This window comes from Rhodococcus sp. AZ1, assembly GCF_054979605.1.
This window is the reverse complement of sequence record NZ_JBUEQF010000005.1, coordinates 16,832-42,038: the sequence shown is the minus strand read 5'-3', so window position 1 is coordinate 42,038 and position 25,207 is coordinate 16,832. Positions and strand designations below refer to the sequence as shown.

Sequence of the window (25,207 nt, the reverse complement as noted above, 5' to 3'; positions counted from 1 at the left end):
CGATTCCGGACGAGTATGCCGCAGCGGACCCCGTCCCACCGGCATCGAGGTGCCCGCTGACACGGCGCGCGGCACCCCCGATACCCCGGGTCCGATCCCCCTCGAGTTTGGTCTACGCTGTGTAGTACACGGGCCCTCTCAGGTTTTTCCTATGCTTGGTACGCAGGGGCTCGGACGTGGCGATCAGGAAGGCGTGAACGTGGCGCAACAGGATGGTTTCGGCCGTCGATTCGTGAAGCGGACCGCATTTGCGGCGACGCTGGGCGCATCGACGCTCCTGCTCTCGGGCTGCGGCATCGACAACAGCGTGCTCCGCTTCGGTTGGCCGTCCGGTGTGACCCCGCAGGCAGACCGGATGCGTGAGCTGTGGACGTGGTCGGTCATCGCGGCGCTCGTCATGGGTGTGATCGTGTGGGGTCTGACGTTCTGGACCGTCGTCTTCCACCGGAAGAAGAAGGACTCCCCGGACTTCCCGCGGCAGACCGCGTACAACATCCCGCTCGAGCTGTTCTACACGGCAGTGCCGTTCGTGATCATCTCCGTGCTGTTCTACTTCACGGTGGTGGTGCAGAACTACGTCGACGAGAAGCAGCCGAACCCGAACGTCGTCGTCGACGTCACGGCGTACCAGTGGAACTGGAAGTTCGGCTACCGCACCATCGACATGCAGGACGGCACCCCCAAGTACGAAGGCACCGACGAGGAGAAGCAGGCCGCGGCCAAGGCCTCGGGTGGGACGCCCGAGGGCGAGGAGCCGGGCCCGGTGTTCGGTCGCTCCGACGCCGACCTGTCCTACCTGCACTACAACAAGATCGAGACCGTGGGAACCAGCAACGAGGTACCCGTGCTGGTGCTGCCCACGGGCAAGCGCATCGAGTTCCAGCTCGCCTCGGCGGACGTCATCCACTCGTTCTCGGTACCGGAGTTCCTCTTCAAGCGCGACGTGATGCCCAACCCGAAGGAGAACCACTCCGACAACGTGTTCCAGATCAGCGAGATCGACCAGACCGGCGCCTTCGTCGGGCGGTGCCAGGAAATGTGCGGCGCCTACCACTCGATGATGAACTTCGAGGTGCGCGCGGTCTCGCCGGAGGACTTCATGAAGTACATGAAGGCGCGCGAGGCGGGCCAGACAAATGGCCAGGCGCTCGAGTCCATCGGCCAGTCGCCCGTCTCCACCAGCACCAAGCCCTTCAACACCGACCGGACCGCGCGCACCGCCACGGTCGCCGAGGGCAACTGATCCATGAGCACCGCCACCCGTGAAAACTGCAGCGCGAGGAGAGACCCGAAGTGAAGATCGAAGCCAAGCTCTTCGAAGTTCTGACCGGATTCTTCGTGTTCATCGCGATCATCTACGGCATCTTCACCGGCGTATCACGCACCGGTATCGAGTGGGCCGGCCTGACGGCCATCGTCCTCACGGCGGGGCTGACGCTGATCATCGGCACGTACTTCCGCTTCGTCGCTCGGCGCCTGGATACCCGCCCGGAGGACTTCGAGGAGGCCGAGATCGCCGACGGCGCAGGTGATCTGGGCTTCTTCAGCCCCGGCAGCTTCTGGCCCATCCTCCTGGCCGCCAGCGCCGCGTTCATGGCACTGGCCTTCGCGCTCTTTCAGCCCTGGATGCTCGCCATCGGTGCTGCCACCATCATCGCGTCCGCTGCGGGTCTGGTGTTCGAGTACCACCTCGGCCCGGAGAAGCACTAGGCCTCACCGTCGGGGCTCGTCAGCGCGACCGTCGAGCCTTCGACATGGTCTTCCACTGTGCGCGCTGCTCGGCCATCGCGGCGGCGTCGCCCTTGCGCGCCTGGTGAGCCATCTCGCGGCGGATTCTGCGCCAGTTCTCCAGCCTGCGCTGGGGGATCTCGCCGGCAGCGACGCGTTCGAGAACCGCGCACCCCGGTTCGCTGACGTGTGAGCAGTCCCGGAACCGGCAGTCCTCGGCGGCGCGGGCAATCTCGACGAAGGTCTCGTCCACGCCCTCGTCACTGGCGATGAGGTCCAACGACCGGATGCCGGGCACATCGAGCAGCACACCGCCGCCGGCCAACTGATACAACCGGCGCCATGTGGTCGCGTGACGCCCCTCCCCGGACGTATCGACATCGCCTACCTTCTCGGAGCGACCGTCGAGCGCGTTGAGCAGTGAGGTCTTCCCCGCGCCACTGGCCCCGAGCATGGTCGTCGTCGTCCCGGCCGTCATCATCTCCCGCAGCCGGTCGAGCCCGACTCCGGACACCGAACTGGTGACGACGATCTCGACCCCCGGCACAGCGAGCGTCGCCGCCGTCGATGCCTGCGACGGGTCGTCGACGGTGTCCGCTTTGGTCAGCACCGTCACCGGTGTCGCGCCACTGTCCCACGCCATCACCGCCAACCGCTCCAGCAATGTGAGGTTCAACCCGTGCTCGAGGGGGAGGACGAGCATCACGTGGTCGATGTTCGCCGCGAGAACCTGAACACCGTTCCCGCTGGGGTCCGGACGAGACAGATTGGTCGTCCTGTCCCCGAGGCGGAGGATTCGTTCGTCGTCGACGACCACCCAGTCGCCCGTGACCGGAGTGGTCGCCAACGCTCTCGACAAATCCAACACGCGATGCTCGAGCTCGCGACCGTTGGCGACGATCACCTCCACCTGGTGGCCGTGCATCGCTGCGATCCTGCCCGGCAGGCCACGGTCCGACTCTGCCCACGCGAGGTCGGCGCCGTGCGGCAACCCCAATCGCCCGAGCAGTTCCGCCGTGACGGTCATGCTGCACTCCTGTCGACGTGAATTCGGCTGCGACCCAATCCCATAGCGGCGCCCAACGTCCGTTCAAGGGCACCGACGCAATAGAGCGCCGCATTAGGAACAGTGGTCTGCACAAACGTGTCGAAGAACACGGCGGCAATGGCGACCAGAATGGCGGTCTCAGCAAACGCCGCCGTGAGGAGGACGACATGCAGGCGAATGCCGAATGGCCGGCCCTACACATCGAGGAGAGCAATAGTGTCGGGACTTAGCCAATCACTATCGCTCAGCGACACCGGTGCCGGGTCGACGTCTCTCCACGAACGCCGTTCCGCAGCGTCGAGTTCCTGCTCGTTCGGCGACATTCCCATCGCCCCGGCCAGCAGGTGAACCGCGAGGCGGGGTGGGACGGCATTGCCGACCTGCTGCGCCCAATCCCGCTCGAACCATGGGTAGTTGTGTGGAAACGTCTGGAGCCGTCCCGCCTCGAACCGGTCGAGGCGCTCCAACGGGTGCCCGGTAGCGTCGACGACACGGTTCCGTGAGACTTTCCCGGTGATGGTTGCGGACGGCTGACTCGACCGTCGCCGTCCACGCAGGGTTGGGTTGCCGCCAGAGCCGTAGTTCGAGATCACCTCGAACTCGGAGGGGCGATCGAGGGCGTCGGCCATCGAGACCCATGGGCGGGGACCGATGGAATGTGGCGGCAAGCGTTGAGCGCCCTTGGCGTAGCCCTGGTGCGTCGGCCTCGGCATCCTCGGGTTCACTCTGAGGTTGGCCAGGAGGACGGCCCGACGCCGGGTTTGCGGTACCCCGAACTCCTCGGCTCGCAGAACACCGCACTGGACTCGGTAACCGATCCGCTCGAGCACGGGGCGCATCGCCTTCCAAACGGGTAGAGCGGCCTGAACCTGTTCGAGGATGATCGCCTCGAACGGGCTCCCTGCGTGTGAGCGCTCGAGCACCCACTGCAGCGGCCGCAGGATCAGCCCTGATCGTTCGTCGCCCAGGGTCTCCAGTGAGAAGCTGATGTCGTCGCCGTCGGCCATCCGGCGAGCCAGGTGGACGATGTGCGCGATCGCCCTGCGACCACTGCCTGCACCTGCCACCGTGAATGTCTGGCACGGTGGGCCGCCGGTGAGTACGGACTGCGGGAACTCTGCCGAGTTGAAGCTGCGCACATCGCCGTGATCGGTCGACAAGCCCGCGCGGCTGCGCGTCTCGCACGCAAATTCGTCCCACTCGATCCCGTGGGACTGCCAGCCCAACCAGCGCGCCGCCACGTCGAATCCGCCTGCACCTGCGAAGAGATCGACGATGCTCACTAATGAGGGGTCGCTACTGCCGGAGATCGGAGCCGCCATGCTTGGGAAGTGTACGGACCAACGGTCGGGCCGAACGAGTCGGCCACGCGGCGCGGTTGTAGGGTTCGGATCACGCAAATTGCCGCGATCCGACAGCGCCAACGAAAGTGAGATCCATGGCCCGATCGATCGCGACGATCAACCTCAAGGGGGGCGTCGGGAAATCCACCACCACCGCCGCGCTGGCAGAGTTCATGGCAGGCGAGTTCGGCAAACGGGTGCTGTTGATCGACCTGGACCCGCAGACCAACCTCACCACCATGATGATCGGCGGAGAGCGCTGGCATCAACTCAACGACACCGCCCGGACCCTCAAGGCACTCTTCGAGCAGGCGCTCGACTCCAGCGCGCCCCCGTTCGTTCTCTCGGACGCCATTCAGCGCGACGTGTCCCCGCTGGCTCGCGTCACCGGTATCGACCTGTTGGCCTCATCGCTCGACATGATCGAGATCTCCGAGGAGGTCGCCGCGTGGCAGTACGACGAACCCGATTCGATGGAACCGCTGACAGTGCTGAAGAACGCGATCGATGAGATTCGTGACAACTACGATTTCATCCTCATCGATTGCCCTCCGAATATGGGCATCGTGACCAGGAACGGCCTGATGCTCGCCGACGCGTACGTGATCCCGACGATCCCTGACATCCTGTCCACCTACGGAATCCCACAGATTCAGAAGCGAATCCGAGCCTTCTCCCAGCGAACCGGGCACACGCTCAAGCCCCTGGGGCTGGTGATCACCAAGTATCGCCGCAACACCAACCTTCACCGGGACACCATCCGGCGGCTACAGGACGCGGTGCTCGACTACGACGCCCTGCCCCCGCAAGCGCGGGCCGAGGTGGAACGGCCGCCCAATGTAATCCCCTTCTGGGTACCCGATGCGATCGCCATCGCCGGTGCGGCAGACTTCCGAGACCAGGGAACCCTGGCCAAGCGCTACGGAGGCGGCGACGCTGTCGAGACCCTGCGCGACCTGACCCATCACGTGATGACGAATGCCGAGATCTACACATGACCGCGACATCCTCCGCCTACCAGGCGGCCCGAGCCCAATTCGATGACGCCCTGGCCGCTTTGGCGGCCCACGACCAGGATGCGGCCATCACCGTCCTCACCGTGGCGCGTCACGCGGCCAGCGGAATGGCCGGGCGGACACCTGCCCGCCCGGCTCCGCCCACGCGGGCGCCGCGCTCGTCGGCCGCCCTCGATCCGTTCCAGATCTACCGAGACGAGGGCCGGGCGGTCCTCGTCTCGCGTCTGAACGCTCTCGACCTGAACCAACTCCGCGACATCCTGCATCAGTACGGAATGGACCCCGACAAGCGCGCCATGAAGTGGCGCACGGTATCCAAGGTCCGCGAGCACATTGTCGAGCGCACCGAGGCAACTCGGAACCGTGACAACGCTTTCCGCTGACGCCTCGCTGCTCGAACAGGATCACAGAATATCGGGGAACAACCCGTCCCCGTCGTGGCCGCCCTCGGGTGTACCGAACAGCAGCGCGCGATCGAGGTAGCGGTTACCCAATTCGCACGACGTTTCGGGCAGCAGCACGCAGGCGTGGCACGCGGCGAGGTTCGCCGCATCGGCACCGCCACCGCGGGACTCGATGCACACCGGATCTGCCGAGCACCACGACAGCCGCTGCAGACCCTCCGTCAGCGCCGGCCCGAGAATGTGCGGTTCCGCCTGGGCGGCAACACCGCCGAGACTGCCCGCGGAATCCGAACTCGCCGTGTAGAGAAGAACACCGGCCATATCGTCGTCGACGTACAACCGCTCGCGCAGTGAGGCAGCGGGATAGCCTGCCGTCAAGGACAATTGGTCGATCATGACGTGGGCGAACGTGTGCACGGCCATGCCGATGACACCGGTCGCCCGCGATGCCGTCGTCCACGGTGACGGCATAGTAGCCGAGCTGGCGAGCCCGTCGAGCCGCGACTTCGCAAAGGCCGACCCGGCCCACTCCGCGAGCTGATCACGATGGAACGCGAGGAAGATGCCCTCACCGATCACCTCCACCGCCGGCAGCCACCGTGTGCGCTCGGGAGAGAGCGCACACAGGTTCTCCTCGTTGGACTCGTCGGCCAGGCGGGTGAAGCCGTAGAGCGCCCGAACCTCCCGCAGCCGCGTCACCTTGCGAACATCGGAAATCAGGTGCTCCACATCGACCGGAACATCCCGTTCGAGACACACGAAGTCGTCGTCGATCGCTTCCTGCTGCCGTCCCTCGATGAGGGCGCCGTATTCCTGCTTGCGCAGGGCGGATTCACTGAGTGCCGTCGAATCGGCCGCATCTCCACGCTGACGCACCACCTCGGTCTGGATCTGCGCCGCACTGAATCGCCGTGAATCCTCGGCCAGGTTTCGCAGGAGTGCATCGGTGACGGCCTCGGGATCGCGCAGCGCCGCCCAGTGTCTGGTCACGTACTTCGCCAAGGCCTGCGAGTACGGCGGGATCGAGATCGCCGATCGCACGGCCGGAAGCCACACGTTCGACGCACCACGCTGCACGGCTCGTGGAGTGAGATCGCAGGGCTGGGTGGCGTCCGGGCCGAGCCACGGTCGCCGACCGGTGCACGTGCCGAACTCCGCCAGGGCCTTCGGGCCCGCGGACCCGTCGAGGCTGCGGGGTTGCACGCCGCACGTGCAGGTGAGCGTGAGATCCGCTAGGGACGACGTGCGCCCCTGGGCTCGCAGGTGCATGGTGTGGTCGGATCCGCTGTCCTGGCCGGCATGGAGCCACCGGTAGTACGGGAACTCGTCGATATGCCCACGTGTGCAGGCGATCACAAGACGAAAGGGACTGAGCTCGGTGCGCTTCTCGCAACTGCATAGGGAAGAGCTGGAGTCGTTGGTCAACCGGCCGATCGGGCCGATACGTCGACACGAGGGACACACCTGGGTGACGGGGAATCGGATCACCGGGATGTCCCGCTTACCCTTCGAGCCGGCGGGCGGTGCCTTCAGCTCGGCCACGCCGAGGCTGCGCGCAAGCCTCGGTTCGGATATCGCGTCACCCTCGCGCACGCGCCACTCCTGGATGCCGGCGATCATGTAGCTGGTCGTCTCCGACGGAAACAGGCTGCCCACTCCATACGTGCTCAGCAGCTGCGTGCGACGCGCCTTCGCCACACTCATCGTGCGTTGCTCCTCATCTTGATCACGTACAGGGCACTTTCGGCGTCCACGTCACGCAGGCTCGTCAGGGTCGGCCAGGGCGTCTCGGACTGGGTGTACTCGATGTCTCCGTCGGTGAGTGCCGCCGACGGGTCCACCAGGAGCGCACCGGTCGGTGAATCCCTGTTCTGGTACCGCATCGAGGAGTTCGCCTCGGCCTCGGCCAACCACAGGTCGAGCATCTCCTCGACCTGTTTGATCGTGTCGTCGGCTTCATCCGGCGCCACAGCACTCACGCGTTTCTCGATCACGTCGACGAGTGCGCGGAGTTGCCCCTCATGGTCCGGGGCCGCGCCCGCGCTCTTGTCGTCCGACAGCCCGTCGATCAGGTTGCGGGCAAGCGCAACGAACACCCCGTGCAGCCCTCTGTCTCGAGCCCGGGCAGCGAAAGGTGTTGCACTCGTTGCCTCCACCGCCCGGTACATGGCCTGGTGAAAGGGCAGGAAGTTCTCGAAGTGCGATCGATCTCGCGAGCGGGCTGAATTCAGAATTGTCACCACGAGGCCGGGATACTTCCGCCCGACACGGCTGGTTGCCTGAATGTATTCCGAACTCGATTGCGGCTGGCCCATCACGGTCATCAGCCCCAGGCGGTCGATGTCGACACCCACCGAGATCATGTTGGTCGCGAGCACCACATCATCGGCGGCCCCTGAATCAACCGTGCGTTCCAGGCTCTTCAATCGTCGAGGAATCTCGGCCGACGAGACCCGGCTGGTGAGTTCGTTGGAGGACTCCAAACGACGTGGCGTAGACCCGTGTCGGCGGGCGACCACGCCGAGCCGCTCACGGACGTCACCCTCCACCTGGAGCATGGCGCTGCCCAGCACGCGAAGGCTGTTGAAGTAGCCCAGCAGTGTCCAGTACGGGTCTCGGACATCCGTCGTCGCATCGATATCCCTGGCCGCCTGCAAGAGTGCGCCGTAGGTGCGCACCATCAACGTCGCGTGACTGGTACCGGGGCTCATCACCCCCACGTACAACCGAGTTCCGGCCACATCCGCTGGAGCGGGTTCGGCGAAGAAGGACTGATCAGGATCGATACCCGGTGGCGGGAACTGGCGCGACCGCCGATCGAAGACACTCGTGATCTGGGCGCTCGACCGACGAATGGTGGCCGTGGACGCCACGACCTTGGGTCGCGTAGGTGGTGTGCCGTCCGTCCTGGGGATGGAACATGCAGCGTCGATGGCGGTTTCGTACAGCCCGACCATCGAGCCCAGCGGCCCCGAGATGAGATGGAGCTCGTCCTGAATGATCAGATCCGGCGGTTGGCCGACGCCATCACGAGCGAAGAGCTTGCGAACGTCCCAGCGCCAGGCCATGTTCGCGAACTTGTCCACCGTCCCGAGGATCAGCTCCGGGCGGTGGTTGTACACATCCTGATCGACCACGTACACCGGCAGCCCCGTGGCGAAATCGCACGCCGAGGTTCCACAGGCGATCCTCAGCGTCTCTTCTGGTCGGGTCACCACGGTGTAGTTTTTCTCGTTCAAGTTCGTCCCGCACCAGGGGCACTGGGTCAGCTGCATCGGATTCGCCTCGACGATCTCGGTGCCGTTCCGCAACGCACGCAGGGACTTCCGTGCCTCATCGAAGGTGTTGGGTGTGCCGCCGCGCCCAACCCATAGTCCGATCGAGAAGCGGCGGGTCCCCAGGTCCGTTCGGGCTGTACGCACCCGCTCAAGGGCGCACATCAGCATCGTCGCTCGTTCGAACTGCTGAATCGTCAACAGCCGCAGAGTGTATCGCATGATCACTGCGACGCCGATCGCAGAACTGTCCCGTAGGCGGCGGAGAAGAACGATGAACGCCACCAGCCCGAGATAGGCCTCGGTCTTGCCACCACCGGTCGGAAACCAGAGCAGGTCGGCGACATCACGGTCCGGATGCGACGGGTCCACGAGACCGGGGAGATTAAGCAGAATGAAGGCGATCTGGAACGGGTACCACGCCTGTTCGAGGCCCTGATCGACCTCACCCTTCGCACCGTTGCGCACCCACACCTGGCGAGCTCGCTGGCTCTGCATCGCCGAGTTGGCCAGCTGAAATGCTCGAAACACCGTCGGGTCGCTCTCGAGCAGGCTGATTCCGGCATCGATTCGCGCGGCGGCATCGCGTGCCGCCAAGAAGTGTTCGGCCGCAGTGGGAACGAGCGTCTTCGGGACGTCGGTGGAACCGCCCCGCACCGCACCGTCACGCTCGTCGATCCACTCCCGGTACCGACCGACGAGGCGACGAAGATCAGCCACCACGTCGTCCCGGCCGGCCGTGGCGAGGTGCGACATCCGCAGATTCACGTTCTCATCGACGCTGCCGGGCCGCGCCCGCGAGACCTCACACGTGGGGAGAAGGGTGGTATCGATTCGATCGGTCACGGCACTCGACGTCGCCGTCCATGTCACCGCACACCCGTGGCCGATTCCGAAGGTACGCACATTGCGGTACATCAGGTCAGCGCTTCGCAAGTCGGCTTCTGACGCCCTTCGGTGTGGTGCGCCACGGTCGACGATCGCCGGCACTTCGGTGGACACGGCGATACCCACCTGGAACCACGATCTGTCGTCGCGCAGTTCCCCTTTCACCGATCGCTGGGTGTTGCGCAGCACGGCCGACACCGTGACAGTCCCGTCACGAGGTGCGCGGTTGAGGACGTACAATTCGAGGCCCGGTACAACCTCGAGCCGGTGTGCGCCGACTGTCGAGACGGAGTGTTCGATGGGCGCAACATCGACCGGAAGTCGAGTCCAGGAGGACGGTACGTGGCGTCGTCGTCGCGACTGCGCGGCATCCGCGTTCTCCGATGCCTCTTCGTCACCGGGCAGGTAGCGGGCTGCCGACACGACCAGATCGATCGTCTCCGACACCCGCGGATCAACCGTGAAGGTCAGACCCAGAGACGAGGGATACCGCATCAGCGATTGTGCAACCGGCGTATCGCTGACGCTGTCCACTGGATCGGACTCGGCGCTGTCCGGCTCGACCTCCTCCTGCACAGCGCCGTCCACCGGCCACAGGACACCGACGACGTACCTGTCCAGTGGAGGCTCGGTCAGGACTTCGTGCTTCCCGTCACCCGGCCCGTAAAGGTCTGCGACCAGCTCGTCCACCATTTCGGAGCGGAAGGCGTACATCTGATCCAGCTGCGATGCCTCGGTCATTTCCATCCTTCCCAGCGTATGTCCCAATCCGGCTTCACGAGCCCGGACAGGCGTGGAGCGAGCCAGATGCCCAGTTGTCCGAGGCCGGCCTCCTCGGTTGCCTCCGGTTTCCCGGCCACGGATTCCACCGTGGTGACCGTCAGGCCGTTCAAGACGGTGGGCCAATTCGGCTTGCCCATTGTGAAGCCCCTCTTGAATGCTTTGCCGAAGGCTTCGGACGTGCGTGCGATCGGTGGTCCGTCGTCGACGCCGACCAGATAGACAGGTGCCGCCTGCGAGGTCCACTCCTTGTCGAGAATCAGGGTGGCGGGGCGTCCGACGAGGTGTCCCGACTCCAGGAGTTCCTGGGACGCAACCGGGGATAGGTCGAACGGCTCGGCGGTATCGATGTCCTCGGTCCGGAACTCCATGGAGGCGGTACGAGCCTTGTAGAGGCCCTTACCTGTTGTCTTCTCGAGCCATCGGCCCGAGTAGTCGTCCTTCTTCATGTAGCCGAACTTGGTGGGCGCGAAGAGTCGGATCTCGTCTCGCGCCCGACTGAGAGCGACGTAATCGCGGCGCGCGATCGCAAAATTGTCTTCATTGGGCTCGTAATCCGAGTTCAGAACGTACACACGATCGAACTCCAAGCCCTTCGCCCGGTGAACAGTGGAGACAACTATGTCTTCGACCGTATCTGCTTGCAGCGCAGTCGGAAGACCGTAGCCGGCGATGACCCGGCGAATCCTGTCCACGTCGAGATCGTCGGGCCACTGGAATCGACCCTCCGCTTCTTTGAGAAGTGTCCACGCATGGCCGGGATCACCGACCGATGTCTCTGCGAGGCGGGCCAGTACGGCATCGCGCCTGTTGGTGACACGCGGTAGACGACGTGCTAGCTCGGCAATCCACGGGCTGGCCCCCTGCTCCTGCGCGGGTCTGCGCAGCGTGTGGCGGATCCCCTCCCTCGTAAGGATGTTCGAGACCTTGAGCGCTTCACCATTTGTTCGCGTCAGAACTGCGGTGCTGGTGCCGGCGCGGTGGACCTCGCGCAGCATGTCGGCGGTCTTGAGTGCCTCCAACCGACCCTTGAACTCGTCGACCGCTGATCGGGCCTCCGTGTCTCTCGTTGTCGACCGAAGTTGCAGACCGAGTTTCACAACTTCCTTCGGCATGACACCCCTGGCGCGGAAGTTCTGGCGCAGTTCGGTACGGCGAACATCGTCCAGTGCACACAGCTGATCGATGATGTCGACATGATTGCTCAGCTCCTCGGCAGTGAGCTGAAAGTTGTACAGCGCCTGGTTGGGGTCGCCCAGCGCTGTGAACCCGGTGTCGCGATCGAGGCGGTGGATCAACGCCATCACGAGATCCGCGCGTACCCCGACCAGGTCTTGGACCTCGTCGAGAATCACGTGACGAACATCCTCGATAGACGGCAACTCGACATTAAGGTCCGAGAGCAAACGAGTCGCGTGCCGGATACGGTCGTCGAACGTGCCGGTGGGATCCTCCTCCGCATCGATGACGACCCGGCTCGCGAACGAGTCGAACGTCCGGATCTCCGACTGAACAACCATTTTCGTCGCCAGCCTCTGGCGCACAGCGGACACCGCCGCCCGGGAGAAGCTCAGAACCAGTACCTCGGTCGACAGCGACACGTCGTGCTCACGTGCGAGGTATTCGAGCCGGGCAGCCACCACCTCGGTCTTTCCCTGCCCGGCGCCGGCAACCACGACCAGCCGCTCGGTGGGATCTGCCTCCGCCACCGCCCGCTGCAGCTCGTCCAAGTCTGCGGGACCGTCGTCGACCATGTCGGCAACGAGGGAGAGCTCGGGCTCGATCTCCGGTCGGACGAAGTCCAGATGCGCCGCCGCCGATGCCCGCCGGCGGTCTCGGAAATGAACCAACGGATCGGACGTCTCCGCCCGTTGCCGTTTGCGGTCGCGAAAGCGGCCCTCACCTGTGGCGTCGAGCTGCTGCGGTGGCTGGTCGCCCCGGGCTTCCTCGGCCTGTCCGCGGGCTCCTGCTCCTGCGCGTCCGGTCGCGTCCCGGGTCACCGCCCCGGCGAGGAGAGCGGGGCTCATCGACAACGACCACTCGACATCGGTGCCCCAGCGCGAGGCGATGTACTCCTCGACAGCAGGCCGGAGATCGGTGGTGACACGGCGTCGCACGCTTGCACCGATCGGAAGATCATTCCGCTCAGCGGAATTCGGTCGGATCAGGGCCAAATCAGAGGATCCGGCACCAGCGCCGAGTGCTGCGAACTGGTAGCTCAGCGGTTGCTCGGGGTCGACCAAGAGGCCGATCCCGGCGCGCGCCGCCTCATCCGTCGTATCCGCACCGTGCGCAGTCTCCTCGAGGCTCACCACTCGCTGGACCAGGTACTCGTCGATCCCCTCGTCAGGCACCAGCAGCCGCCAGGCTCCCACCACCAGCGCACGTGATCGCTCGAGATCCTGCGACGCCCGAATCAGTTCGACCATCGCATCGAACAACTCGACGCTGTCGAACGTCCGCGCCTGCAGCGTGGCCCACTCGTTCCACCGATGCCGGTAGTCGACGAAGCGCTCTTCGACATCGATGTGGTAGCCCTCCGCATACAGCGGAGCATTCCGACGGAGCTCGTCGAGGTCTACGGCGAGGGGACGCGCTCTCCAGTCGCTCAACTCGTCATCATCGATGTGTAGTTCGAGAGGCCACGGCAACGCCGGCGGCACCTCGTTGGCATCAAGATCCTGCCGAGTGAACCGAATGCCATCGGTTGCGGGGACCATGCCCAGCGGGAGCGCACCGACCGAGTCGGTGAGTGGGGTCAGAACAGCGAGTTGTATCTCCGCTTCGGTCCCTCGGTTACCGCGAGAGCGCGTCACCGGGTCAGAAGTCGACGACGGCACTGCTTCTTCTGATGCGGTCACACTCGGCGGCAAACCCGTTACCGGTGGATCGGGGAGGTGCTCACTCTCGTCAAGTTGTACTGCGGCCGATGAACGTTGGGCCTCGGGGCCTCTGTCATGCGGCCGCGTGCTAAAAAAATCAACACGCTCCGGGGGTTCGGCGGGCCTACTCGGCTCGGGTGGTGTGGGGGGCTCGGGTGTTGAGGTCACCGGGGTAGGCAGGACCTTCTCCAGAAGGGGCTGCGGCTCGGGGAGGAGATCGATCCCCGCGAAAAGCCCTTTGCGGGCGAGGGTTTCGAGCGTTCCGGCGTCGATTCGCACCGAGCCCGCCAGCCTGGCGGCCAGGTCCGCCGTCGGGACGACGGTACCGACGGGAAAGGGTCGAAACACATCAGCGACAGCCGCAGCAATCTCGCGTCCCTCTAGGATCGGACGCGGCTCGACCGGTTCGGGGATTGAGATCCTCGGCGGAGGATCGGGCGGTACTTCAACACTCGACGTTGGTTCCGGTTCGAGAGCGGTATCGGTGGGCGGTGCAACCGGCGTGACACTCCCCGGATGCGGCCACGCACGGCAGAAGGCGTCACCCAGCGTCAGGCTTCGCTCGAGAATCTCATCCGAGCCGAAGCGGTCGGCAAGGTCCGCGTTGATTGCCAGGCCAAGATCCCGGCCCAGTGCGGTGCGCCTGCGTAGCCATGCGCCCGCCGTGGCGTCCAGCTTCCTGCTGACCAACGTCAAGTTCCCGATAGTGTCGAATACGTTGGCCGATTCGTCCTCGGCAACCTCGTCGGGCCCATCAGCGTGAACCAGCTTCTCGACCACCAAACGACGATCAAGTGAGGTGGCCCCCCTGCTGAGCAACCGCTCGCAGCCACTCAGAATCAGCACCATCCGAGCCCGAGTCACGAGCCGGTACAGGGGCTTGGTGAGAAGCGTGTCCTGCACCTCCTCGTCGCGCGGCCAGTATGCGGACTCGGCTGTGTGCCCGCGTAGGAACTCGACGACAACGCGGTCAGCATTGGCGTCGGCGCCCTTCAGTTGCTGGAGGAGATCGAGCATCATCCGGTTGTAGTTCTTGGTGGTGAGACCGCAGACCAATCGGCGCACCAACCACGATTCCAGTGCACCATGCGCGCGAGCCCGCTCCTCAGGATCGGCGGTCACCGCGAGATGCATCAGAACGGGCGTGAGAACCGATGTGTCCAGCGAAACGATCACACGGTAGAAGCGACCGTCCGCCGAGTTCTGCGCGGGATCAACGATCGCCTCGTAGACACCCGCGAAACGGTCGATGTCCGCCAGCAACGCTAGGAGATCCACTCCACGGGCCGTGGCAACCTCGCGAAACTGCGGGAACAGAGTCGCAGACGCAACCTCCGTGCCCGTGCGCATGGTCAGGAAGTGGCCGAAGAACGCATCGAGCCGCGACCTGAGCAACCGCCCCTGACGTACCTCCGATTTCCAGAACGGTAGTTCGAGGCGGCGCCAATACTTCGAGTACGCATCCTCGGTGTCGAGGCCCGCGTTCTCTAGAAGCTGGAACAGCAAGTTCTTGATCAGGTCGCTCGGGAGCAGAGGAGTCCCGCGATCGTTGAGGCTCTCGAAGATGACCTGGGCGTTGTCGGTCTCCTCCAGGCTGATCACAACGAGGACCAACCCGCTCCGGAGCACATGAACCAGTCGGCCGATCTCGTCATCGGATCGCACAGGCCCACGTCCGGTGTCATCCACCCAACTGCAGGCCCGCTCGTAGAAGAACCTGTACGCGTCCAACAAGCGCGGATTCTCGGGCGTTTGAGAGAGCAGGTCGTCGACGTCGCCGGCGCCAGGGACATCCGTGATCGACGTGAACACCTCACGATCTGAGAGTGTCGGCCACACCTTGTATCGCGAGCGGTGGTCGGCGGACAGTTCTTCCTGGTTCAGGATGAGCTGGTTGAGTGCACGCTCGAACTTGGCGTTACGGCCTCGCGTCCTCACCATGTCGCGGACCGCGCACATCAGAACCTGCAGAGTGGTCAGCCGCTGCTGGCCGTCGACTACCTGAAAGGCGGGCAACTCGTGTCTGCCGACCTTGATGTGGTCGAGAACCACGGCACCCAGAAAGTGTGGACTGACGTCTGCGTCAACGGAGTACCGGTCGTACATCCCGATAACGTCGTTCCACAGCGGTTCCCAGTTCCGGTCCTGCGCCCACACATACGGCCGCTGGAAGATCGGCACGACGAGGCGCTGTTCGATCCCGAACAACTCCCTCATGGTTTGGGGCGAGGCGCGCACGTGAGAATCCCTGTCGGCCGGTGGTGGTATGACTTGAAGCACTTTCGAGGCTAACCGAACCGACCGACACGGAAGGGTCCAGAGTGAAAAGCACAGCTCGTCGCGTTCTCGAGTTGCTTCGAGAGGTCGGGCCGCACACCGCACACGACATCGTCGATTGCCTTCGCGACGAATCCGTCGACGCAGATCTGGTGTCGCGCGCTCTCTACGACCACCCGTCACTCTTCGACCACGACGGATCGCCGTCTCCGACGTGGCACCTGCTCGACGACGACTTCCCACTGGCCTCCGTGGTTCCGGGCCTCGTCATGCGACCGTGGCAACGAGACGCCCTGCAGGACTGGGAGGCATCGGGACGTCGGGGGGTCGTCGAAGCCGTCACGGGAACCGGGAAGACGGCCGTCGGTCTGGTGGCGATCGCGGACGCCGTTCGCCGCGGTCTCCCGGGCGTGGTGCTGGTCCCAAGCAATGCGCTGATGGATCAGTGGGCGGCGGCCATCCAGCTGCGCCTACCTCATGTCCGTGTTGGACGGCAGGGAGCAGGGTCGCGCGACAGCCTGGCAACGCACAAGGTGCTCATCGCGACCGTTCAGTCGGCATCGAATCGGGAGGCTTACCCGATGGCGGGTGGGGGACTCATCGTGGCAGACGAGGTCCACCGGTACGGCGCCACCCACTTCGCGCAAGCACTCTCCCCCGGCTTCACCGAGAGGCTGGGCCTGACAGCAACTTTCGAGCGGTCCGACGACGCATTGGAAACCGTACTCCGGCCGTACTTCGGCCCGACGATCGACGGGTGCTCGTATGCACGCGCGTACGCGGAGAAGATTCTGGCCCCTATCCGCCTGCTGACGGTTGGCGTCTCCTTCACACCGGATGAGCAGGTGCGATACGACACTGCCGATGCGACAGCCCGTCAAGCCCGATCAAGACTCGTCGAAAAGTTCGGAGTTCCCGGCGAACCATTCGGCACGTTCTTCGCCGAGGTAACCGCCCTGGCCAAAAACCTTGCAGCGGGACCGGCGTGCTTTGCGGCTCAGTCGTACATGAAGGCTTTCAACTATCGGCGATCGATCATGGCTGGGAGCAAAGCCAAGTTGCACATGCTCCGCGAAACTGCGCCGGTGTTGACAGGCCCGTCGCGCTCGATCATGTTCTCCGAGACGATCGATGCGGCCGACGCCGCATCCCGAGTCCTAGTCGATGCAGGGGTGCACGCGCAATCACTCACGTCGAACACCCCGCAGAACGAGAGGCCAGGCATTCTTCGAGGCTTCAAGGACGGGCGCTTTCCGGTGCTGTCCACCGCTAAGATGCTCGACGAGGGGATCGACATCCCCGAGGCCGAGGTGGGAATCATCCTGGCGGCGAGCCGCTCTCGCCGACAGATGATCCAACGCATGGGGCGCGTCATCCGACCCAAAGCAGATGGACGCTATGCAAACTTTGTCATTGCCTACGTTCGGGGAACATCGGAGGATCCAGCCTCGGGTGCGTACGAAACGTTCCTCCGCGAGATCGTCAACCTAGCGGACGAGAGGGTCGACACCGATCCCGAGACAGCATCAAGGCTACTGAAGCGCTGGCTCTCCGACAGCGTGGCCACACTTGAAGCCGAGTCGATCTCCGATGTTGAACTCGAAGTGGTCGGGAATGATTCGGCTGCCAACGGCGACGAAGACACCGACTGGGTGGAACGGGCAATCCTCGACATCCTGGACGAATTCGAGGGTATCGCCACATGGGCGGAGCTGGTCGAACTCCTGCCGGACCCCGAGGTCCAGGAGGCACTCATGCGAGGCGATCTCCATCCGAGGCTTACGTGGCTACCCCTTGGCTCGGAACTCGTTTGTGCGGGGGGCGAACGATTCACCTCACGCGACACCCAGATCTCGGCCCTACTGGCGGTTGCGCACGCGGACTTCATGACGAGTGGTCGGCTGAACACCGCAACAACCTCAGGGAGATCGATATCGGTGGATCGACAGGCCGCCCTGCACGCGTCCTTGACGACTTCGGGCGCGGAAATTGAACCACCGCGAAGCGCCCTTCCGCCGCATCCCGTTCGCGCCGATGAGCCCACAGAGTCGCCGCCAGACCGACAAATAAAGCAGTTCATCTCGCTGATGAGCAAACTCGGCAGCACTCCATCCGCGCGCTCAACGGACTTCGGAGCCACGGTCGATGTGCGCCATCCCGATGGACGACACATCACTGCACAGGTACTTCCTGATCACGGTGGATCCTGGTTCCTGCCCGACAGCCTGGTGCTCTCGCAGGATGCAGCCGATCCGGCAGCCGTGGTCTTCATCGACGGATCGCTAGTGCCACCCCACTCCTTCATATTTGCCGCAGCGAGCATCGCGAAGACCGTGCAGCGAGTCAGAAGTGGGCACAGTAGAGACGGATTCGCAGTCGTGGATGGCGGAATTGCCGTGGACAGGGTCTTCGTTGCACCGGAGTTGAATCGCTGGGGGCTGCTGGGATTCGCCCCGCCGCCCGGTTCAGCTCCGGCGTCATCAGCGGGGCGGATCCCAGCGCGGACGCGAATAGGCGCCGCGAGTACGTCGGGGCAGTCCGCGCATCAATCCGGCACGGCCGAGCCCGACTCGGTGCAGATGATGTTGATCTTCCAGGGTCACAGAATTGTGGGAAGATACAACCGCAGGACCAAGCGCATTCAGGTTACGAACTCAGCTCGCATGCCGACGCTTGTGGGCAGAACGTTTCCATCACTCGCGGACGCCTCGGGCGTGATCACGTCGGCAATCGCCGGTGCAGGTAAATCGTCAAAAGATCCGACACTGTGGAAGCGCCTCAGACCTGTATAGCGGTACCAAGAGCGTTGCCACTGCTGCACGCCAACGGCGGACGGTATGTCGCTCGGCAAACGAGGCCCATAAGTGGACTGGGTAGGTAGTTGTTCTCTGTGGAGATTGGGCTTAGATCCGTGGGTGGACGCGGGCGGTGTTGCTCAGTCGCCGACGGTGATCGCTGAGCGGGCCGGTTGGACGGAGTCGCAACTACCTCTTGCAGGGGTCTGCTGCCGATCCCGGTGATCATTGCGTGCGCACTACCGATTCACGTTAGAGATAATCGACACCGACCCGGACCTCTGCTGATGTAGCGCTCAGGCTTGGGTTGATGCCGCAGGTGCTGGGTCTGGTCCCGCGTTGGCTGATCTGGGACAACGAGAGCGGCATTGGTCGCGAGGAGCGGGGACGCAGAGGGGTTGGGGTAGGTTCGGCGAGACGCAGACACAGCGGGTGGTTCTGCGTCCGAACCGCGTGATCCTGAGCCAAAGGGCCTACTGGAAGGCAGGGACGGCTGCTTCGAGACGTCCTTCATGCCCTGTCGAGACTTTCGGGTTGCGCCCTCCTTGTCGGCGACCGTCGGATCACTCGCGTCACCGACGCGGGTCGGACCGTTCACCGGGGGAGGGGAGTGGACGAGAAAGGGCGCCACCCGCGAAGGATGGCGCCCTTTCTCACTCCGGCTGAGGTCAGTGGTGACCGTTGCCGTTCGTGCTGACCCCGTTGCCGTTGGACCCGTTCGAGCCATTCGCCAGCTGCAGCTGATAGTTCTTCAGCATCGTCAGCTGATCGTGCTCGCCCTGATGGGCCAGACGCTCATGAAGCTGGCTCTCCTCGAGCGGATCGGGCGTGAAGAGGCTTCCCGAGCCGGGCTTGCCGGCCAGGCCCAGCTTGTTCATCTTCTTCGGGACGGCTGCACCCTGGTACTCGAGGGGGATGGGGTGTCCGTGCTCGTCCACAGGGCCGAGGGGCTGGTGGATCTCGACGAACGCCCCGGACGGCAGGCGCTTGATGACGCCGGTCTCGATGCCGTGCTCGAGCACCTGACGGTCGCTGCGCTGCAGGCCGATGCAGAACCGGTAGGTCACGAAGTACACGATCGGCGGGACGATCAGCAGACCGATGCGTCCGGCCCACGTCATCGCGTTGAGGGAGATGTAGAACTTGTACGCGATGATGTCGTTGACGCATGAGAGCGTGAGCACCACGTAGAACGCGATCGCCATCGCACCCAGGGCGGTACGCACCGGCACGTCGCGGGGACGCTGCAGCAGGTTGTGATGCGCGTCGTCCTTGGTGAACCGCTTCTCGATCCACGGGTAGAGGGTCATCACCGCGAACGTCAGGCCCATGATGACCGCCACGGCGAACACCGCGGGCACCATGTAGTTGCCGATGTAGAGCTCCCACGCGGGCCACAGACGAGCCATGCCGTCGGTCCACATCATGTAGAAGTCCGGCTGGGATCCGGCAGCGACCTGCGACGGGTTGTACGGCCCGAGGTTCCAGACGGGGTTGATCTGGAGTACGCCACCCATGATGGCGAGGATGCCGAAGGTGACGGCGAAGAACGCGCCGGCCTTCGCGGCGAACACCGGGAGGATGCGAACGCCGACGACGTTCTCCTCGGTGCGGCCAGGGCCGGGGAACTGAGTGTGCTTCTGATACCACACCAGCGCCAGGTGCGCGGCGATCAGGCCGAGCAGGATCGCGGGAATCAGCAGTACGTGGGCGACGTAGAGACGCGGCAGGATGATGGTGCCGGGGAAGTCCCCGTCGAAGATCATCCAGTGCAGCCAGGTCCCGATCACCGGGACGGAGATGGTGATGCCGGAGAACGCGGCGCGCAGGCCCGTACCGGAGAGCAGGTCGTCCGGGAGGGAGTAACCGAAGAAGCCCTCGAACATCGCCAGGATCAGGATGAGCGAGCCCAGCACCCAGTTGGCCTCACGCGGACGGCGGAAGGCGCCGGTGAAGAACACGCGGAACATGTGGACGATGATCGCCGCGGCGAACAGCAGGGCCGCCCAGTGGTGGATCTGGCGCACGAAGAGTCCGCCGCGAACCTCGAAGGACAGGTTCAGTGCGGTCTCGTAGGCGCGTGTCATCTCGACGTTGCGCAGCGGAGCGTAGGCGCCGTTGTAGACGACCTCGGACATCGAGGGGTCGAAGAACAACGTCAGGTACACACCGGAGATCAACAGGATGACGAAGCTGTACAGCGCCACTTCACCCAGTAGGAACGACCAGTGGGTCGGGAACACCTTGTTGATGTTGCGACGTAGGCCCGAAGACAGGTGGTAGCGCGAGTCGACGCCCTCTGCCTGCTTCGATGCGAGCGTAGCGATTGCTGAACTCATATTGTTCCCTCCTCGACTAGCTGGGGGTGTGATCGCCGGCGGGTCGTTCCCAGTATGCGGGACCGAGCGGTTCGATGAAATCTCCGTTTGCCACCAGGAATCCGTCTTGATTGACGGTGATCGGTAGCTGCGGAAGGGCGCGTGCGGCGGGGCCGAACACCGGTTTGCCGTATTCCAGGGCGTTGAACTGCGACTGGTGACAGGGGCAGAGGATGCGGTTGGTCTGCTGCTCGTACAGCGACGTGGGGCAGCCCAGATGCGTGCAGATCTTCGAGTACGCGAAGTAGTCGCCGTAGTTGAAGCTCTCCTGACCCTTGCGCTTGATCACCTTCTGGGTGTCCTCGGTGCGCAGCCGAATGAGCATGACCGCGTTGCGGATTCCCTTGATCGAGTGCGAGAGGGCCTTCTCGTCGCCGCGGTCGGACTCGCGGAACGGGAACACTGTCTCCATTGCGCCCGCATCGAGATCCTCGGGGCGAACCAGCACGATGTCGTCCACCCGCCCGGTGTACCGACGCAGGTAGATCATCTCGCCGGGGTACTTCGGGGTCCAGTCCGACACCCAGAGCGGCGACTCGTCGCCCTTGGCCCAGGGGTTCTTGATCAGGCCGCCGATGGGCAGGATGGCGAGCAGACCCAGAGCGCCGCCGCCGAAGTACAGGCTGCGCTTGATCACCTTGCGACGTGCGATGGTGGTGCTGTCGAAGGAATCCGCCAGCCCGGAGACCAGGGTCTTCTTGTCCACCTCGCTGGAGCCGCCGTCGTGACGGTCCTGGATGGAGACCTCTTCGGGGACGAACTTCTTGGTGAACTGCACGGCGCCGACGCCGACCGCCAGAACCGCCAGACCGAGGGTGAGGCCGATCAGCGGGGTGTAGAGCGAGTACAGGCCGTAGTTCTCCTGGTTCGGTCCCGCGTACTGCCACGGCCAGAACAGGAAGATGGCGAAGAAGGCAACCGCGGAGACACCCGCGAGGATGAACCAGAAGGCCACCGACCGCTCGGCGCGCTTCTCGGCGCGGGTACCCGGCACGGGCCAGCGCGAGCGACGGAACGCGATGTCCACGCCGTCGAGGGCTGCGCCGAGCTTGACCAGCTCGTCGCGGGTCATACCCGCGAGTTCCTCTTCGGTGTAGGTGCGCTTGGGGTCGATGGCAACTCGCGTGGACGATCCGGCTGCCGCGTCGGCGTCGATCTCGTTGGTGTCGTTGTCGTTGCGCTCGTCACTCATGCTCGGGCTCCGATCCACACTGCAGCGCCGACCACGGCGGCGATTCCGACGATCCAGAGGGCCAGCGCTTCGGTGGCCGGACCGAAACCACCGAGGCCGTAGCCGCCGGGGGGAGTGGTCTCGCTGGACGCCTTGACGTAGGCGATGATGTCTTCCTTCTCCTCCGGCGTGAGTTGCCGGTCGGAGAACTTGGGCATGTTCTGCGGTCCGGTGACCATCGCCTGGTAGATCTGCTGCTCGTTGGCCGGATCGAGCGAGGGTGCGAACTTGCCGCTCGACAGGGCGCCGCCGCGACCCGTGAAGTTGTGGCAGGACGCGCAGTTGAGGCGGAACAGCTCGCTGCCGCGGGCCTGGTCGCCGCCACGCAGCGACGTGGTCTCGATGTTGCCGTCGGAGTCGCGCAGGACGGTGGGGCCACCGCCGTTGGCCTGAATGTAGGCGCCGAGCGCGTCGACCTGCGCCTCGTTGAACTTGGCGATCTTGCGCATGGCCTGAGCCTCGTTGCGCGCCATCGGCATACGGCCCGACGAGACCTGGAAGTAGACCGCCGCCTCGCCGACACCGATGAGGCTGGGACCGCGACCGTTCACGCCCTGCAGGTTCGCGCCGTGGCAGGTCACGCATGCGGTGTCGTAGATCTGCTTACCTTCGCGCACCAGGGCCGCCGAATCCTCGGTGGCCGTGGCGACCTGGGCGTCGGGGGTGAGGGCCGACGCGAGGAAACCGGCCGCGACCAGACCCATCATCAGCGCGAGCGCCCCCGACACGCGGCGGCGCGTACGACGGCGCCGACGGGCCTTGGCGGCGGCGGCGCTGCCGGCCTCGCCGCTGGGAGCGGGGGTGGGCGAAGAACTCATCTGTATCCCTTGTCGTGTCGGGACTGCTGGGCGGTGACGATCGGCAGGTCCGTCCCTACTTCACAGTAATCTTTAAGGTAGGTCGGCGCCATGACGATCAGCGGATGAAGTAGATCGTGGCGAACAGCGCGATCCACACGATGTCGACGAAGTGCCAGTAGTAGGACACGACGATTGCTGCCGTGGCCTGCGCCGGTGTGAACTTGCTGACCAGGGTGCGTGCGATCAGGAACACGAAGGCGATGAGGCCGCCGATCACGTGCAGACCGTGGAAGCCGGTCGTGATGTAGAAGACAGAGCCGTACACGCTGCTGGACATGGTCGTGCCTTCTTCGACCAGGTGGTAGTACTCGTAGCCCTGGCCGATCACGAACACCGTTCCCATCGCCAGGGTGATCGCGTACCAGCGTCGCAGGCCGAACACGTCGCCGCGCTCGGCCGCGAACACGCCGAGCTGGCACGTGAACGACGACGCCACGAGGATCGCGGTCACCGGTACGGCCAGGGCGAGATTGAGCTCGGTGGGCTCGGGTGGCCAGTTGCCGGCCGCCTGGGCGCGCGCGACGAAGTACATCGCGAACAGGCCCGCGAAGAACATGAGCTCGCTCGAGAGCCACACGATGGTGCCCACGCTGACCATGTTCGGTCTGTTCAGCGAGTGGACGCGCTGGGTGATGGCGGATCCTGAGGTACCTACTGCAGTCGTCACGAGAGCAAGTATGACCCCTTGTAGTACCGCAGGCATAGTCGGGGTGTTCGCGGTGCGTCGGGGGTCGACCGGGGTGCTCGATCGGGTGGCGGCGTGCCACAGTGGGGCATGCCGAAACAGCAGGGAAGAGGGTGGTTCCGACGCCTGTTCGGGCGCCGGGGGGCGAGCGTTCTCGACCCCGAACGTGACGATTTGATCGTGGTCGCGTCCTCCTTCGACGACGCGGAGGCGGCGAGCGCGGCGTTGGCCCGTGCGAAGGAGACCGAGCCGCCGTGGAGTGCCGACGATCCGGCGGTCCTGCGTCACCACCTCGTACTGCCGGCCGGGACGGTCGACGACGCGGTCGCGGTCGCCGCGCAGGACGGGTACGCGCCGCCGGCGGGCGTGATGTCCGCCCTTCCGGCGGATGCGCCCGCGCCGGACCGGGAGATCGTCGACGGGTCGCCTCTGACCCTTCAGCGGGTGCAGGTTCTCGATGCGCTGCACTGCTCGCAGGAACGGTCGCGGATGGCGGGGCTCGCCCAGCGTCGCGGGGGGATCGTCCTCGGGTGGGACGCCCTGCAGGTTCCACCGTCCCACTAGGCTCACCGGCCATGACCACACCTGCACCGACATGGCCCGCAGTGCTGTCCGAGCTGTGTGCGGGTCGAGACCTCACCGCGGCCCACGCGGCCTGGGCCATGGACGAGATCATGACCGACAACGCCACCGGCGCACAGATCGCGGCGTTCGGTGTTGCCCTGAAGATCAAGGGCCCCACGCCGATCGAGCTCGCTGCTCTCGCGGGATCGATGCTCTCGCACGCCACCGGGGTACCCGTCGACGACGATGTCGTCGACATCGTGGGTACCGGTGGTGACCGATCCAACACGGTCAACATCTCGACGATGGCGTCGATCGTGGTGGCAGCCGCCGGGATTCGTGTGGTCAAGCACGGCAACCGCGCGGCGTCCTCGGCCAGCGGCGGCGCGGACGTGCTCGAGGCGCTCGGGGTGCGTATCGACCTCGCGGCACCGGACGTGGCGCGATCGGTCGCGCAGGTGGGTATCGGGTTCTGCTTCGCGCCGGTGTTCCATCCGGCGCTGCGGTTCGCCGGTCCGCCCCGCCGGGAGATCGGCATACCCACCGTGTTCAACGTGCTCGGGCCGCTGACCAACCCGGCGCGTCCGAAGGCAGGTCTGGTCGGGTGCGCATTCGCGGATCTGATCGACGTGGTCGCGGGAGTGTTCCGCGACCGTGGGAGCTCGGTCCTGGTGGTGCGCGGAGACGATGGTCTCGACGAGATCACCACCTCGACCACCAGCGAGGTGCACGTCGTCGAGCACGGCACGGTGCGGGTGGAGCGGCTAGATCCCCGCGACCTGGGCATCGAGCGCGTACCGCTCGATGCGCTGCGCGGTGGCGACGCCGCCGCGAACGCCGAGGTGGCGCGCGCGGTGCTGGGCGGCGCCAGCGGACCGGTGCGCGATGCCGTGCTCCTGAACGCGGCGGCCGCGATCGCCGCTCACCGCGGGGTGGGCGACGACCTGCTCGGCGCCCTCGGCGGCGGCCTCACCGCCGCCGCCGCCGCAGTCGACAGCGGAGCTGCCGCCGCACTGCTCGCGCGGTGGATCGAGCACACCTCGGCGGTGTAGC

16 protein-coding genes are annotated in these 25,207 nt (G+C 65.0%); 7 read left to right on the top strand and 9 right to left on the bottom strand.

Going from position 1 to position 25,207, the window contains the following annotated elements; translation table 11 throughout:
* The first annotated feature begins 193 nt into the window (after nucleotides 1-193).
* Together ctaC and ACY48E_RS07775 are read left to right on the top strand one after the other, a co-directional pair.
* The gene (gene ctaC, locus ACY48E_RS07780; RefSeq protein ID WP_462871807.1) at nucleotides 194-1,243 is read left to right on the top strand and encodes an aa3-type cytochrome oxidase subunit II; all 1,050 of its coding nucleotides are present in this window, start codon (nucleotides 194-196) and stop codon (nucleotides 1,241-1,243) included.
* A gap of 50 nt (nucleotides 1,244-1,293) precedes the next feature.
* Nucleotides 1,294-1,710: a cytochrome c oxidase subunit 4 gene (locus ACY48E_RS07775; RefSeq protein WP_462871577.1), complete on the top strand. Its 417-nt coding sequence runs from the start codon at nucleotides 1,294-1,296 to the stop codon at nucleotides 1,708-1,710.
* A gap of 19 nt (nucleotides 1,711-1,729) precedes the next feature.
* On the opposite strand, the gene rsgA is transcribed toward ACY48E_RS07775, so the two are convergent.
* Nucleotides 1,730-2,755, bottom strand: a complete 1,026-nt coding sequence (gene rsgA / locus ACY48E_RS07770) for a ribosome small subunit-dependent GTPase A (protein WP_462871576.1) — start codon at nucleotides 2,753-2,755, stop codon at nucleotides 1,730-1,732.
* Nucleotides 2,756-2,970: 215 nt separating this feature from the next.
* Nucleotides 2,971-4,098: a DNA cytosine methyltransferase gene (locus ACY48E_RS07765; RefSeq protein ID WP_462871575.1), complete on the bottom strand. Its 1,128-nt coding sequence runs from the start codon at nucleotides 4,096-4,098 to the stop codon at nucleotides 2,971-2,973.
* A 116-nt stretch (nucleotides 4,099-4,214) separates the two neighbouring features.
* Here ACY48E_RS07765 and ACY48E_RS07760 point away from each other — a divergent pair, with 116 nt between their 5' ends.
* Both ACY48E_RS07760 and ACY48E_RS07755 read left to right on the top strand, forming a co-directional pair.
* Complete coding sequence (locus ACY48E_RS07760; protein ID WP_462871574.1) at nucleotides 4,215-5,117, top strand: ParA family protein; 903 nt, start codon at nucleotides 4,215-4,217, stop codon at nucleotides 5,115-5,117.
* Entirely contained in the window at nucleotides 5,114-5,518 is a 405-nt protein-coding gene (locus ACY48E_RS07755; protein ID WP_462871573.1) for a hypothetical protein, read from the top strand. Before ACY48E_RS07760 ends, ACY48E_RS07755 begins: the two co-directional genes overlap by 4 nt.
* Nucleotides 5,519-5,539: 21 nt before the next feature.
* Here the strand turns inward: ACY48E_RS07755 and drmB are convergent, their stop codons facing one another.
* Genes drmB through ACY48E_RS07740 form a run of 3 tightly spaced genes read right to left on the bottom strand, consistent with a single transcriptional unit; the run spans nucleotide 5,540 to nucleotide 15,746 of the window.
* The gene (gene drmB / locus ACY48E_RS07750) at nucleotides 5,540-7,243 is read right to left on the bottom strand and encodes a DrmB family protein (protein ID WP_462871572.1); all 1,704 of its coding nucleotides are present in this window, start codon (nucleotides 7,241-7,243) and stop codon (nucleotides 5,540-5,542) included.
* The gene (locus ACY48E_RS07745; protein ID WP_462871571.1) at nucleotides 7,240-10,443 is read right to left on the bottom strand and encodes a helicase-related protein; all 3,204 of its coding nucleotides are present in this window, start codon (nucleotides 10,441-10,443) and stop codon (nucleotides 7,240-7,242) included. The genes drmB and ACY48E_RS07745 overlap by 4 nt, the downstream gene beginning before the upstream one ends.
* Nucleotides 10,440-15,746, bottom strand: coding sequence for a GmrSD restriction endonuclease domain-containing protein (locus tag ACY48E_RS07740; RefSeq protein ID WP_462871570.1), 5,307 nt, complete (start codon nucleotides 15,744-15,746; stop codon nucleotides 10,440-10,442). The genes ACY48E_RS07745 and ACY48E_RS07740 overlap by 4 nt, the downstream gene beginning before the upstream one ends.
* Between ACY48E_RS07740 and ACY48E_RS07735 the strand changes: the two genes are divergently transcribed.
* Nucleotides 15,686-18,433: a DEAD/DEAH box helicase gene (locus tag ACY48E_RS07735; protein ID WP_462871569.1), complete on the top strand. Its 2,748-nt coding sequence runs from the start codon at nucleotides 15,686-15,688 to the stop codon at nucleotides 18,431-18,433. The two genes, ACY48E_RS07740 and ACY48E_RS07735, sit on opposite strands and share 61 nt — an antisense overlap.
* A 671-nt stretch (nucleotides 18,434-19,104) precedes the next feature.
* On the opposite strand, the gene qcrB is transcribed toward ACY48E_RS07735, so the two are convergent.
* The 4 genes from qcrB to ctaE form a co-directional block, all read right to left on the bottom strand.
* Nucleotides 19,105-20,775 (bottom strand): cytochrome bc1 complex cytochrome b subunit, encoded by a 1,671-nt coding sequence (gene qcrB / locus ACY48E_RS07730; RefSeq protein WP_462871568.1) that lies wholly within the window; start codon nucleotides 20,773-20,775, stop codon nucleotides 19,105-19,107.
* Between the two features lie 16 nt (nucleotides 20,776-20,791).
* Nucleotides 20,792-22,006, bottom strand: a complete 1,215-nt coding sequence (gene qcrA / locus ACY48E_RS07725; protein WP_462871567.1) for a cytochrome bc1 complex Rieske iron-sulfur subunit — start codon at nucleotides 22,004-22,006, stop codon at nucleotides 20,792-20,794.
* The gene (gene qcrC, locus ACY48E_RS07720; RefSeq protein ID WP_462871566.1) at nucleotides 22,003-22,863 is read right to left on the bottom strand and encodes a cytochrome bc1 complex diheme cytochrome c subunit; all 861 of its coding nucleotides are present in this window, start codon (nucleotides 22,861-22,863) and stop codon (nucleotides 22,003-22,005) included. Before qcrC ends, qcrA begins: the two co-directional genes overlap by 4 nt.
* Nucleotides 22,864-22,960: 97 nt before the next feature.
* Nucleotides 22,961-23,572: an aa3-type cytochrome oxidase subunit III gene (gene ctaE, locus ACY48E_RS07715; RefSeq protein ID WP_462871565.1), complete on the bottom strand. Its 612-nt coding sequence runs from the start codon at nucleotides 23,570-23,572 to the stop codon at nucleotides 22,961-22,963.
* 108 nt (nucleotides 23,573-23,680) lie between these two features.
* Here ctaE and ACY48E_RS07710 point away from each other — a divergent pair, with 108 nt between their 5' ends.
* Together ACY48E_RS07710 and trpD are read left to right on the top strand one after the other, a co-directional pair.
* Entirely contained in the window at nucleotides 23,681-24,154 is a 474-nt protein-coding gene (locus tag ACY48E_RS07710) for a hypothetical protein (protein WP_462871564.1), read from the top strand.
* An 11-nt stretch (nucleotides 24,155-24,165) separates the two neighbouring features.
* On the top strand, nucleotides 24,166-25,206 hold the full coding sequence (gene trpD / locus ACY48E_RS07705; RefSeq protein ID WP_462871563.1) for an anthranilate phosphoribosyltransferase: 1,041 nt from the start codon (nucleotides 24,166-24,168) through the stop codon (nucleotides 25,204-25,206).
* Nucleotide 25,207: the final 1 nt, after the last annotated feature.